11 protein-coding genes and 1 tRNA gene are annotated in these 13419 nt (G+C 35.9%); 11 read left to right on the plus strand and 1 reads right to left on the minus strand.

Annotated features, from left to right (window positions below; translation table 11 throughout):
• Nucleotides 1–42 precede the first annotated feature (42 nt).
• On the minus strand, nt 43–810 hold the full coding sequence (locus tag Q3V31_RS14980; protein WP_000021681.1) for a DUF1189 domain-containing protein: 768 nt from the start codon (nt 808–810) through the stop codon (nt 43–45).
• Nucleotides 811–1048: 238 nt separating this feature from the next.
• Between Q3V31_RS14980 and Q3V31_RS14985 the strand changes: the two genes are divergently transcribed.
• From Q3V31_RS14985 to rpmG, 11 genes are all read left to right on the plus strand, one after another.
• A tRNA-Ile gene (locus tag Q3V31_RS14985) sits at nt 1049–1122 on the plus strand.
• 224 nt (nt 1123–1346) lie between these two features.
• Nucleotides 1347–1958 (plus strand): superoxide dismutase [Mn], encoded by a 612-nt coding sequence (gene sodA, locus Q3V31_RS14990; RefSeq protein WP_001052033.1) that lies wholly within the window; start codon nt 1347–1349, stop codon nt 1956–1958.
• 121 nt (nt 1959–2079) lie between these two features.
• Entirely contained in the window at nt 2080–3357 is a 1278-nt protein-coding gene (locus Q3V31_RS14995) for an MFS transporter (protein ID WP_000871394.1), read from the plus strand.
• Nucleotides 3358–3466: 109 nt separating this feature from the next.
• Entirely contained in the window at nt 3467–5593 is a 2127-nt protein-coding gene (locus Q3V31_RS15000; protein ID WP_000038996.1) for a peptidoglycan D,D-transpeptidase FtsI family protein, read from the plus strand.
• 367 nt (nt 5594–5960) lie between these two features.
• The gene (locus Q3V31_RS15005; RefSeq protein ID WP_329765573.1) at nt 5961–6878 is read left to right on the plus strand and encodes a PstS family phosphate ABC transporter substrate-binding protein; all 918 of its coding nucleotides are present in this window, start codon (nt 5961–5963) and stop codon (nt 6876–6878) included.
• 27 nt (nt 6879–6905) lie between these two features.
• Nucleotides 6906–7856 carry a phosphate ABC transporter permease subunit PstC gene (gene pstC / locus Q3V31_RS15010; RefSeq protein ID WP_000940922.1) on the plus strand — a complete coding sequence of 317 codons (951 nt, stop codon included), beginning with the start codon at nt 6906–6908 and terminating at the stop codon, nt 7854–7856.
• Nucleotide 7857: 1 nt separating this feature from the next.
• Nucleotides 7858–8724, plus strand: coding sequence for a phosphate ABC transporter permease PstA (gene pstA, locus Q3V31_RS15015; RefSeq protein WP_001242567.1), 867 nt, complete (start codon nt 7858–7860; stop codon nt 8722–8724).
• 28 nt (nt 8725–8752) lie between these two features.
• Nucleotides 8753–9568, plus strand: coding sequence for a phosphate ABC transporter ATP-binding protein (gene pstB, locus Q3V31_RS15020; protein ID WP_000226692.1), 816 nt, complete (start codon nt 8753–8755; stop codon nt 9566–9568).
• Nucleotides 9569–9892: 324 nt separating this feature from the next.
• Nucleotides 9893–10549 carry a phosphate signaling complex protein PhoU gene (gene phoU, locus Q3V31_RS15025; RefSeq protein WP_000251237.1) on the plus strand — a complete coding sequence of 219 codons (657 nt, stop codon included), beginning with the start codon at nt 9893–9895 and terminating at the stop codon, nt 10547–10549.
• A gap of 299 nt (nt 10550–10848) precedes the next feature.
• Nucleotides 10849–13200: a sugar phosphate nucleotidyltransferase gene (locus tag Q3V31_RS15030; protein ID WP_000679291.1), complete on the plus strand. Its 2352-nt coding sequence runs from the start codon at nt 10849–10851 to the stop codon at nt 13198–13200.
• A gap of 69 nt (nt 13201–13269) precedes the next feature.
• Nucleotides 13270–13419 (plus strand): 50S ribosomal protein L33, encoded by a 150-nt coding sequence (rpmG, locus tag Q3V31_RS15035; protein WP_001265616.1) that lies wholly within the window; start codon nt 13270–13272, stop codon nt 13417–13419.

The raw sequence follows: 13419 nt of genomic DNA on the forward strand, positions 1-13419 counted from the left end.
ATATGCTTGTCCAAAAAAAAAAATGCCTATTTAGGCATTTTTTTATAGTTCTTGTTTATCTTTTGGTTTTGGAACTTCTTTAATTGTTAAGTATAGAACGATTAAAACAACTGCAATGTAAATGAATGTTGCACCAGGTACGTTTATTTTGAATAAATCCATAATCATAAAGAAGATTGTTGGAATTGTGTAGCTGTAAGCAGTTAATGTCCAAACTTGTTTATAAGATAATTTGCGTTGACCGCTCATCGCAGAACCGATGAAGGCAAGCAAGGTAACTCCTACAAAGGTAATAAATAATTGGAACAAGTACAATAGGAACCCAATAACGAATAGTAAGATCGGATAAATACTGTCAAATAAAGAAATGAAATCTTGTAAATCTTTCTTCTCAAGAGATGCGCCTAGTAAGTCATTATAGGAGTATGTTTGTGTTTGACCATTCCCCATGGAGACTACTTTATCTTTTAAAACAAATAAACCTGTTTTATTTTGATATTTTTCTAAGTCTGTTGAATTTGGATCAAATACGAAAAGGGCATTTCCGTCTTCTTTTTCGATAGGTTGATTAATATCAGCTTGTAGCTCGCCGTTTTCGATTTTAAAATCAGGTAAATCTTTTTCGATTACTTTATTTACCATGTTAACACCATCTTGGATGACGCTACCGTACAAGAAAGTTCTTGGAATAGTAGTGATTAGGCAAAGAAGCATAATATACAAAATGGTTTTACCGATTTTTTGAAAACGGAAAAGCGCCATATCTTTAGGCGAATATACGCTTTTTGCTAGCTGTTTAAAAATGGACATAGATTCACTTCCTTTATGTATGTATAAAATCATTGTAACGTACGAATCTAGAGAAGCTCAAGATATATTATATTTACATATAGTAGAAGGGACTAAATTTCTTCTTATTAATTTACTTCTTTTAGTAGAGAAAAATACAATTGACACTTTTCTTTTGTATATGGTAAATTTATCTTACATTTTTCAAACGATATATTCGATGGGAATTTAGTTTTTTTAATGTTACATACATAATTGTGGACCCTTAGCTCAGCTGGTTAGAGCAGACGGCTCATAACCGTCCGGTCGTAGGTTCGAGTCCTACAGGGTCCATATCCATTTCATATGTTTATTATGTCAGCAGGAAGCTTCCTTGTAGAAGGAAGCTTTTTTTACGGAATATATGAGCATTTTAATTGAAAAGAAGTGGGAATTTTGCTACTTTAATGATAGCAAGACAAAGCGATTTATTTGTTTGCACCCTATGGCAATTAGGGTAGAATGAAGTTGTAGGTCACATATGTAGTGACAATACATAAACCGGGAGGAATATAACAATGGCAAAACACGAATTACCAAATTTACCTTATGCGTATGATGCTTTAGAACCTCACTTTGATAAAGAAACAATGAACATCCATCATACGAAACATCACAACACGTATATTACAAACTTAAACGCTGCTTTAGAAGGTCATGCAGAATTAGCTGACAAAAGCGTTGAAGAATTAGTTGCAAACTTAAACGAAGTACCTGAAGCAATCCGTACAGCAGTACGTAACAATGGTGGCGGACATGCTAACCATACATTCTTCTGGACAATCCTATCTCCAAACGGCGGAGGACAACCAGTAGGCGAACTTGCAACTGCGATTGAAGCGAAATTCGGTAGCTTCGATGCATTCAAAGAAGAATTCGCAAAAGCTGGCGCAACTCGCTTCGGTTCTGGTTGGGCTTGGTTAGTAGTAAACAATGGTGAGTTAGAAGTAACAAGCACTCCAAACCAAGATTCTCCTCTAACTGAAGGTAAAACTCCAGTTATCGGTTTAGATGTTTGGGAGCATGCTTACTACTTAAATTACCAAAACCGTCGTCCTGACTACATCGGTGCATTCTGGAACGTTGTAGATTGGAACGTTGCTGAAAAACTTTACCAAGAAGCAAAATAATTAAAGTTAATACAGCTAGAAAAAAGCTAGGAGTTTTCTCCTAGCTTTTTTCTATGCTCTCCTTTTACATAATTGAGCTTGTCTTTGGAAGACTAGAACATGAAGTAAAGGAGAGTTGTGTATGAAGTGGAAACATGTAATTGGTGATGTTGAAGTGAATCGGGACTTAGTATTATTGCTCGTTATAGGAGGTTTATACACGCTCGCAATTTCTTTATCGAATACGTTTGTAAACATTTATTTATGGAAGCAAACACAAAATTATGTAAATTTGGGCTTGTATAATTTGGCCAGCGTTGTATTGCAACCTCTAACATTTCTTGTGGGCGGGAAATTAGCGAAACGTATTGATCGCTCGATTTTATTGCGAATAGGTGTAGGCACGTTAGCTGTTTTTTTTATCGTCGTTTTAGTAGCGGGAAAAAGTGCATCTCACTATATTTTACTAATGGGAGCCCTTTTAGGAGTTGGTTATGGTTTTTATTGGCTCGCTTTTAACTTGTTGACATTTGAGATTACAGAACCAGAAACAAGAGATTTTTTTAACGGTTTTCTCGGACTTCTTACATCGTTCTCTGGAATGATTGGACCGATAGCTGCAGGATATACAATTTCACGTATGGAAAAATGGAGCGGTTATACTGTCGTTTTCTTCCTCTCGTTAATGCTATTTGCGGTTGCTGTCGTTCTAAGCTTTTTTCTATCGAAGAGAGAATGTGAAGGGCGCTATGAAATTGTGCAAGTATTGAAAGAGCGGCAAGTTGATAAAAACTGGGGAAGAATTACGCGCGCTCATTTCTTCCAAGGTTTGAGAGAGGGAACGTTTATTTTCGTTATTTCGGTATACGTCTATTTAGCATCTGGTAGCGAGTTAGCACTAGGGAAATATAGTTTAGTGAATTCTGCAGTATCATTTGTATGCTATTATTTAGTTGCTCGTATGTTAAAGAAAGAATGGCGAAAAAAAGCAATTTTACTTGGTGGTATTATTTTATACGCGGTTGTATTTTTAGTTATTTTTAATGTTACATATACGAAATTACTTATTTATGCAGCATGTATTGCGGTCGCATATCCTATTTTACTCGTTCCGTATGGCTCCATGACATACGATGTAATTGGTAGAGCAAAACAGGCGAGAGAATGGCGTGTAGAATATATAGTGGTCAGGGAATTATGGTTAAATGCTGGAAGAATTTGTTCCATTTTAAGTTTTTTATGTGCTGTCATATTTTTTCCGCCTGAAAAAAGTTTACCTTTCTTACTATGTATTTTAGGAGCTGGACATTTTCTTATTTATTTTGCAGTTAAAAATGTCAAATATGATGAGGGGAATGTGAACAAAACCAGTGTTGTAGCGCAAGGAAGCACGCAGAATCAAACTGAACCAGAAGGTTAACTTATCGTATGTTTTATGCTAGAATAGAAAAAGATGTAAGACAGCAGTGAGGGCACCTGTATGAAGGTGTCCCTTTCACATTACATAGCTGTTGGTAGAGGGGGTTTGTATGAGCAAGAAGCAGAAACAACAAAAGAAAAAGACCCACGTTCCCTTTCGGTTAAACGTGTTGTTTTTTTGCGTGTTTTTAATGTTCTCCGCGGTTATTGTAAGGCTTGGATACGTACAAATTGTTCGTGGTGAGGAATATAAAAATGAAGTTGAGAAGAAAGAAAATTCAACGATAAGTAATCCTGTACCGCGTGGGAAAATATTTGATCGTAATGGAGAAGCGGTCGTAGATAATGAGCCTGTTCGTACAATTACATTTACAAAAATGAAGGGATCAACTGCAGCAGATCGCTTAGAAACGGCGAAAAAGCTAGCAGATTTAATTGAAGTCCCAACAGATAAGTTAACGGATCGCGATAAAAAAGATTATTGGCTTGCTTTACATAAAGAAGAAGCAGAAGCGAAAATCACAAAAAAAGATCGTGAAGAGTTTAAAGTGAATAAAATTGACGATAAAGAACTAGATGAACGTCAACGAAATCGTGTAACAGAAGAAGAGATTAATCAACTTTCAGCAAAAGATTTAGAAATATTGGCGATTAAAAGTAAGATGGAAAGCGGATATGCAATGACGCCGCAAATCGTTAAAAAAGGTGCAACAGAAGAAGAATACGCGATTATTAGTGAAAATTTAGCGAAATTACCAGGCGTAGATACAAATGTTGACTGGGAGCGAAAATATAAATATGACGATATGTTCCGAAGTGTACTTGGTGGTGTAACTTCTTCTGATGAAGGGTTGCCGAGAGAACGACTAGATTACTACCTTGTTCGTGATTATAATCGTAACGATCGCGTAGGGAAAAGTTACCTTGAGCAACAATATGAAGATAGCCTACACGGCACAAAAGCTGAAGTTAGAAATGTTACAGATAAAGAGGGTAATATTTTAGAAACTATTAATGTGTCACAAGGACAACGAGGTAACGACCTGAATTTAACAATCGATATGGAATTACAAAAGCGCGTAGAAGAAATTCTTACAAAAAACTTAATGAGATTTAAAGGGAGCGAACCTCTTTTAGACCGTGCATTCGTTGTAATGATGAACCCGAAAAATGGTGAAGTTTTATCTATGGCAGGGAAACAATTAGTGAATAAAGACGGCGAAACGAAAGTAGAGGATTTTGCATTAGGAACGATGACAAGTTCTTATCCGATGGGTTCAACTGTAAAAGGTGCGACAGTACTTACGGGGTATCAAACTGGCGCGATTCAACCTGGAGCTGTACAGTTAGATGAACCGATTAAGTTAAAAGGGACACCTACGAAGTCATCTTGGAAACAGATGGGGTATATTAATGACCTTACAGCGTTAAAACAGTCTTCAAACGTTTATATGTTTAAAACAGCGATGAATATCGCTGGGGTTCCATATGTACGAGGCGGTACGTTAGATATTCCGAAAAGTGCGTTCGATACTATGCGTTACTATTTTGGTCAGTTTGGACTTGGTGTAAAAACAGGAATTGATTTGCCAAATGAAACTGCTGGTCAAATAGGTAAAGGAAATCAACCAGGTTTCTTATTAGATTTATCAATCGGGCAGTATGATACGTATACACCGCTTCAATTAGCGCAATATATTTCGACGATTGCAAATGGTGGATATCGTATGCAACCTCAAGTTGTAAAGGAAATTCGTCAGCCATCGGCGAAGCCAGAGGAAGTTGGAAAAGTTGTTCAATCGATTGAACCGAAAGTATTAAACCGTGTTGATATGCCTGAATCACAAATTAAACGTGTTCAAGAAGGATTTAGACAAGTGTTTAACGATACAGGTGGTACAGCTACAAAATACTTTGCAGGTGCACCATATAAAGCAGCTGGGAAGACAGGTACAGCTCAAACTGTATATGGCGGAGATAAAGAGATTGGTAGAAATGCAAAAGGTGAGCGTGTTGAAACATATAACTTAACATTAGTAGGTTATGCGCCACTTGAAGATCCAGAAGTAGCATTTTCTGTTGTTGTCCCATGGGTACATGATGATAAAACAGGAATTAATGGATATATCAGTCGTGAAATTATGGACGCTTACTATGATTTGAAAAAACAAGCATTAACTGGTGAAGCTCCAAAAGATGAAAAAGAGAAAAAAAGTAATACACAAGATGATGAATAAAAAAGTTGTAAAAAAAGCACACTATCTGAAAAGATAGTGTGCTTTTTTTTATGCTTTATGCATATGGTTTAGTAAATGTGGACAAGCGTAAACTGTTGAAAAAACATGTAGTTTCAAAAAAGATGAATACAACAAGATTGGTGCATACGCTTTAAATTTGTGTTATGTGCTAGGAGATAGCAGTTTATGGATGATTAGAAAATTTACTGCATCTAAAGTGCAAAAATGAAAAACAAATTGCTGTATACATTTGTTTTTGTGGAACTTTACAAAACTTTTACAAACAATTAAAACCGAATTAATAGTTTAGCAGTATTCTTATATCTGTAATCCTGTTATTTCCGGTTACTTCTAGGAGGAAGAACACGTGAAATGGATGAGTGTATCGATTAAGGTTTTGACATTATCGGCATGTATTCTTTGTTATAACATATCTACTGCATTCGCTACAAATGAAATGGGAGAAGTGAGAGTTGATGGATCCTCAACGGTTTTTCCTATTATAGAGGCAGTAGCAGAAGAATATACAAAGGCTCATCCAAACGTGAAAATTTCTATTAGTATTTCTGGAACAGGAGGAGGGTTTAATCGTTTCAGTAAAGGAGAAGTAGATATAAACAATGCTTCGAGAGTGATGAAGCGTGTAGAAGAAAATGCAATGAAGAAAAACTCCATTCAATTTACGCCATTTGAGGTTGCTTATGATGGTCTTACGATTGTTGTGAATCGTCAAAATACGTGGGTAAACAATATAACGATAGACGAGTTACGTCTACTATGGGGTGAAGATGGAAGTTCAAAACGATGGTCGCAAATTCATTCATCATGGCCACGTGAACAAATTAAATTTTATGCGCCAGGCGTAGACTCTGGTACTTATGATTATTTTCAAAATATTGTCTTACAAAATAGTCGCCTTGTAAAAACGGTCTCTTTGTCTGAAGACGATCAAGTGATTATGCAAGGGGTAATGAATGATAAAAATGCCATTGCTTTTGTAGGATATGCTTATTATATGGCTAACCGAGATAAGGTGAAAGCAATCAAGGTGAATGGTGTATTTCCAACGAAAGAGACCATTCAGTCAGGTGCGTATAAGCCTTTAGCTAGACCGCTATTTACTTATGTAAATGATGCATCTATCCGAAATAAAATGAATGTAGCAAATTATGTTGAGTTTATGATTAAACATGTTGGCAACCTCGCTGAAGAGGTCGGATATGTAAAATTGCCAAAAAAAAAATACAATGAACAGCTGCGAATGTTAACAGAAATAAAAAGGTAATGTCAGGGTGGAAAGGGGTTTTCATCTTTGGCTCATAATGACAAAAGTCAAATTACATTTTCTGTACAACATTTGATTGAGAGAAATACAAATAGAAGAAAAAAAGCGCAGCGAATCAATCGAATAGTTCCGTTATTACTAAAAATAATTGCTAGCGTGTCTATAGTGACGACACTTGGAATTATTTTTACGTTGGCTAATGAAACAATCATGTTTTTTCAAAAAATATCATTATACTCCTTTTTGACGGAGCAAGAATGGTTACCTTTTTTTGAAGATCCTAAATTCGGTATATTACCACTTATATGTGGAACAATTCTTGTAACAGCAATTGCTATGGTTGTAGCAATTCCAATCGGTTTAGGGTGTGCCATATTTTTGAGCGAATATGCTTCAAATGGTGCCCGGAAAATATTAAAACCGTTGTTAGAGCTACTAGCAGGTATCCCAACAATTGTATATGGTTTTTTCGCATTAACAATTGTTACGCCACTTTTACAACGGGTCATACCAGATTTGCAGTTTTTTAATGCTATTAGCCCAGGCATTGTGATTGGATTTATGATGGTACCTACGGTTGCCTCTCTTTCTGAAGATGCAATGAGAGCTGTAGCGAAAGGAATTAAAGAAGCTTCACTAGGGCTAGGGGCAACTCGTTTTGAGATGGTAAAACAAATAGTATTTCCATCAGCTTTTACGGGCATTATGGCAGCGATTATATTGGCAGCTTCTCGGGCGATTGGTGAAACAATGATTGTTGTTATTGCAGCCGGATCAACACCTAATGTATCGATAGATCCGACTCATTCCATTCAAACATTAACAGCTTATATTGTACAAGTGAGTTTAGGGGATGCTCCGCATGGAACGCTTACTTATTACAGCATGTATGCTGTAGGTGCGACTTTATTCATGTTTACTTTTATTATGAACATCATTTCGCAGTATATTATGCGCCGTTTTAGGAGGGGGACATAATATGCGAATGTTAAACCATAAAAAAGTACAAGAAAATATGGCATCACGTTTTTTAAAAGATAGAATTTACAAATCATTATTTTATATAGCAATTTTGTTTTCAATCGTAATTTTGTTTATTTTGTTGTTTCAAATTTTTGAAAAAGGTATGAGTTATCTTTCAATAGATTTTTTTACAAACTTCGCTTCACGTAATCCGAAAGAAGCTGGGATTGTTGCTGCTTTGTCAGGAACAATATTATTTATGAGTATTGTTATACCGGTCTCCTTTATATTTGGAGTCGGAACAGCTCTTTATTTAGAGCATTATGCGAAAGAGTCTGTTTTTAAAAAGTTAATAGAATTGAATAATCAAACATTAGCAGGGGTACCTTCCGTTGTGTTTGGTTTACTCGGGTTAACTATTTTCGTATACGCTCTCCATTTGGGAGAGAGCATAATCGCAGCGGCACTGACGATGAGTTTACTCGTCTTACCAACGGTTGTTGTGGCTAGCCAAGAAGCGATTCGATCTGTACCAAGTTCTTTATTAGAAGCTTCTTACGGATTAGGTGCTACGAAATGGCAAACGATGTATCAAATTGTACTGCCAGTAGCTTTGCCAGGGATTTTAACGGGATGTACGTTAGCGGTATCGAGAGCGATTGGAGAAGCAGCGCCGTTGTTAGTTATTGGGGCACTTGCATTTGCAAATTATGTTCCGTTTAGTATGTTCGATAGATTTACGGTTTTACCAATTCAAATTTTTAATTGGATGAGTAGACCACAAGAAGAATTTCAGTATGTAGCAGCAGCTGGGATGATTGTTTTGCTAGGATTGTTGCTCTTTATAAATATATTTGTCTTATGGTTACGAAATCGAAAATAAGTTGGAAGTGGATGAAAGGGGAATTCAAATGGTAGCAACAGTAGTAAATGTACAGGTGAAAAATGAGAAGAAGATTGAGACAGCACCAAAAAAAGTAGTGTTTGATACGAAAAATTTAAATTTATGGTACGGAGAAGACCATGCTTTAAAAGATATCAACTTAAGTATTCATGAGAATGAAGTAACAGCGATTATCGGTCCAAGTGGTTGCGGGAAATCAACATACTTAAAAACACTAAATCGTATGGTAGAGTTAGTACCTATCGTTCGAACTACTGGAGTTATCGAATATAGAGAACGAAATATATTCGATAAATCATATCCGGTTGAAGAATTACGTACGCATGTGGGTATGGTGTTCCAAAAGCCAAATCCATTCCCGAAATCTATTTATGAAAATGTAGCATATGGACCGAAAATTCATGGTGTTCGTGACAAAAAAACACTTGATGAAATCGTTGAAAAAAGCTTGCGCGGAGCAGCCATTTGGGATGAGTTAAAAGATCGTTTGCACGATAATGCATATGGTTTATCTGGTGGGCAGCAACAACGTCTATGTATTGCACGCTGCTTAGCGATTGAGCCAGACGTAATTTTAATGGATGAACCAACATCAGCGTTAGATCCAATTTCAACATTAAAAGTAGAAGAACTAATTCAGGAGTTAAAGAAAGATTTTAGTATTGTTATTGTAACGCACAATATGCAACAAGCAGCACGTATTTCAGATAAAACTGCCTTCTTCTTAAGTGGAGAAGTTGTGGAATATACAGATACAAATAAATTATTTACAACACCTGCAGACAAGCGAACAGAAGACTACATTACAGGACGATTTGGTTGATATCGTTGTAAGGCTAAGAGTAAATGCCCTCTTAATAGAGGGCATTTCTCACTTTCACCTCATTTTAAATAGGGGGAGTAATATTTCTCTTTTCTCAAGGCTTAATAAACGTACAAGAGGCTGGGGAGGGGATTTATCCCGCATTAACGGGCAGTAAAACTCCCACCTCAAAATTCGGATGAAGCAAAGAAGTTAGGTGGGAGTCGGGCTGCCCGTAAACGCCCGATTGGTGAGGGCTGATAATCAGTGGGGATGAACAAAACCCCCCACTGATTAAAGTTTCACTTTATATATAATGCACATAATATTGAGGGGGAAGAAGCAATGGTAAGAGAACAGTTTCAATGTGATTTAAAAACGTTACAGCAAAAGGTAGTTGAACTTGGTGAATTAGCAAGGGAAGCTCTATTGATTGCTATGGAAGGACTTCACAAAAGAGATGTAGAGAAAGCGTTAGAGGTCATTGATGGTGATTATCGTATGGATAATTTAGAAGAAGAAATAAATGATCTTGCGCTTATGCTTATTACAAAGCAGCAGCCTGTAGCAAGTGATTTACGAAGAATTTTCATTTCAATTAAAACAGCGACAGATTTAGAACGTATTGCAGACCACGCTGTTAATATTGCGAAATCAACAATTCGCCTTGGAGAAAAAGAAGTGGTTGTTAGCTTGCAGAATCTTGATGAAATGTTTGAGATTGCTCATGAAATGTTAAATTTAGCATTAGAAGCATACGAGCAAGAAAATTTAGCTTTTGCTAGACAAATTGCTGAAATGGATGATTCAGTTGATGAAATTTATGGAAAGGCGATTCGTGAATTTATTTCCTCTATCCCTGGACAACCAGAAGCGATTACACAAATTACACAACTATCCTTTGTTGCAAGATATATTGAGCGTGTAGCAGACCATGTTACCAATATTGCTGAGAATGTATTTTATTTAGTAAAAGGAAAGCATTATTTATTGAATGAGTAGGAAAAGAGTAGGTGATGAGAAGTCACCTGCTTTTTTTAGTCAAAACATGACAAAAAAAGCTCGTTGTTTCCTTTAGTTTATGATGATAAGATGTATCATAATTAATGGAAAAATAAGTACATATGTGTTAATTACATCTTATTAAATATTTTGCTAAGTTAATAGTAAGCGCTTTCTTTTAGCTGGAATTAAAAGGAACATTTATTTATCCCGCTATTTGTGGGCAGTTAATGCGGGATAAATGATATACATGTGGTATACGGAGTTCTTGAACATTATATAAGTGGAGGCTGAAGTATATGAAGGGGGTTATTTTAGCTGGAGGAAAGGGAAGACGCCTTAGACCATTAACATGTAATACTCCAAAACCGATGTTACCATTGTTAGAAAAGCCAGTTCTTGAATATAATATTGAATTATTACGTCAGCATGGCATTCGTGAAATTGCAATTACCGTTCAATATATGAGTACAGCTATTAAGCAGCACTTTGGTGATGGTAGTAAATGGGGAGTTAACTTGTATTATTTTGAAGACTCTCCCCCACTTGGAACCGCAGGGAGTATTAAGCAGGCGGAAAGTTTTTTAGATGAAACATTTGTTGTTATTAGTGGGGATGCATTAACTGATTTTCAATTATCAGAAGGAATTGCATTTCATGAACAGAAGAAGAGAATGGTAACGATGTTTGTGAAAGAAGTAGAAAATCCACTCTCATTTGGGTTAGTTGTAACGAATAAAGAACAAGAAATTATACGATATATAGAAAAACCGAGTTGGAATGAGGTAGTTTCTAATGTTGTGAATACAGGTATTTATATAATGGAGCCGGAAATTTTTTCTTACATACCATCCATGGAATTTTTTGATTTCAGTCATGATGTATTTCCATTATTGGCAAATAAAAATGCGTTATTTGCATATTTATCAGAAGACTATTGGCTAGATATTGGTACATTTGATCAATATCGGCAAGCTCAATTCGATTTGTTGACGAAAAAATTGAAGGTGCCTATTCCATATACAGAAGTATTACCAATGGTGTGGATGGGAGAAGGCGTAACGATAGGAAAAGGGACGAAAATTCATGGTCCTTCTTTTATTGGAGAAGGCGCAATAATTGGTGCGGGGGCTGTAATTGAACCGTACTCTATTATAGGGAAAAATAGTATGGTTTCAAGTTATTCTCATCTTCAAAAAAGCATCGTTTTTGCAAACGCCCGTATCGGAAAATATTGTGAGTTGCTAGAAACAACAATTGGAGAGCATACAATGGTTGAAGATGATGTTACACTTTTTCAAAAAAGTATCGTAGCGGACCATTGCCATATAGGGAAAAGTACAGTAATTAAGCAAAAAGGAAAACTATGGCCATATAAGGTGATAGATAGTCATTCAATAGTAGGCTCTGCTGGTGTTCAAGAGAGTGAAAAGGGGGCAGGATGGTTACAAAAAAGCCGGATTGTAGGAAGAGGCAATGTTGAGATTACCCCTCAATTTATTGTGAAAGCCGCAATGGCTTATGGTTCTCTTTTTGTAAAAGGAGAGAGTATATTAATCGGAAGTCAAGAAAATATAGAAACAACGTCCTATAAAAACTTATTCCTCCATGCTATTCATGGTATTGGGATTCATACGATGGAATGTAAAGAAATGAACGAGTCACTTTTTCAGTATGCCATTCATAATTTGAACTGTGCAGGTGGGGTTTTTATTCAAGTGGAAAGTGATAGAGGGATTGTTATAAAGATGTATGGCAGGGATGGAATGTTATCGTATAAGCAGCAAAAAACGATCGAACAACTATATATGTCTGAGTCGTTTCGTTACGTATGTGAGAAAGAAATGGGACGAAGTAAGCAGGTTCATGTTTCTTTAAATAATTATATAGAAGCAGTATTAGAACACATTGATATAGAGAAAATACAAAAACAGAAGTTTCATCTTCTTATTAATAAGAGAAATGATATGTTACAACAGTTACTTATTCTCTTTCTGCAAAGGCTTGGGTGCACAGTTACATGGATTTATGCGGGGGGACAAAAAGATCATGTGAAAGCTTTGATGAAATCGAGTAAAGCGAATATGGCGCTTATGTTTTCTGAACAAGGAAATCAATTCGATTTATATGATAATCATAGTAATATTTACCAAGGAACTGATTTTGAAGAAGTAGATATTCCTGATTTATTATTCGAATCAGCAGGTAAAATTTACCCAATGTCTTTGAAATTGGGCGGTTGTTACCTTCTATTTTATATGCATGATGAAAAAAAGTCTTTTCAAATAAGATGGAAGCGAGATATTTTATATCGAATAGGAAAATTATTTGAGTTAATAGCACTGCAGGAAAAAACATTTCTCAGCATATTAGAGCAATCACCTCCGCTCTATTTACTTTGCGATGAAGTTGTGTGTTCGTGGAAGGAAAAAGGGAAAGTAATGCGGAAATTATTGGCTGACATGGAAAGAAAAGAAGACGGGATATTAGAAGGAGTACAGTTCAAATATACAGAAAAAGAGTGGTCTTATATCGTTTCTGACGCAAAACAACCAAAATTTTTAGTGTATTCACATGCTAGAAACCCAGTAATAGCAAGGGAAAACATGAAAAATCTTATAGAAAAAATTAGACAATATCAAAAGGTGTAGAATTTTTATTTTAAAAGTGGTATTATGGTATAGTCTGATTTAAGTTATTAGTACTGGAGGGAAATAAGAATGCGTGTGAATATTACTCTAGCATGTACAGAATGCGGAGATCGTAACTATATCTCAAAGAAAAATAAACGTAACAACGCTGAGCGTATCGAGCTTAAAAAGTATTGCAAGCGTGACAAGAAGTCTACGTTACACCGTGAAACAAAGTAA

This window comes from Bacillus nitratireducens, assembly GCF_036320425.1.
GTDB lineage: Bacteria > Bacillota > Bacilli > Bacillales > Bacillaceae_G > Bacillus_A > Bacillus_A nitratireducens.

What these genes read in the sequence shown, in the direction of transcription:
- Q3V31_RS14995 (WP_000871394.1), top strand. Translation starts at nt 2,080, where the DNA reads ATGAAGTGGAAACATGTAATTGGTGATGTTGAAGTGAATCGGGACTTA.
- pstB (WP_000226692.1), top strand. Translation starts at nt 8,753, where the DNA reads ATGGTAGCAACAGTAGTAAATGTACAGGTGAAAAATGAGAAGAAGATT.
- phoU (WP_000251237.1), top strand. Translation starts at nt 9,893, where the DNA reads ATGGTAAGAGAACAGTTTCAATGTGATTTAAAAACGTTACAGCAAAAG.
- Q3V31_RS15000 (WP_000038996.1), top strand. Translation starts at nt 3,467, where the DNA reads ATGAGCAAGAAGCAGAAACAACAAAAGAAAAAGACCCACGTTCCCTTT.
- rpmG (WP_001265616.1), top strand. Translation starts at nt 13,270, where the DNA reads ATGCGTGTGAATATTACTCTAGCATGTACAGAATGCGGAGATCGTAAC.
- Q3V31_RS14980 (WP_000021681.1), bottom strand. Translation starts at nt 810, where the DNA reads ATGTCCATTTTTAAACAGCTAGCAAAAAGCGTATATTCGCCTAAAGAT.
- sodA (WP_001052033.1), top strand. Translation starts at nt 1,347, where the DNA reads ATGGCAAAACACGAATTACCAAATTTACCTTATGCGTATGATGCTTTA.
- Q3V31_RS15030 (WP_000679291.1), top strand. Translation starts at nt 10,849, where the DNA reads ATGAAGGGGGTTATTTTAGCTGGAGGAAAGGGAAGACGCCTTAGACCA.
- pstA (WP_001242567.1), top strand. Translation starts at nt 7,858, where the DNA reads ATGCGAATGTTAAACCATAAAAAAGTACAAGAAAATATGGCATCACGT.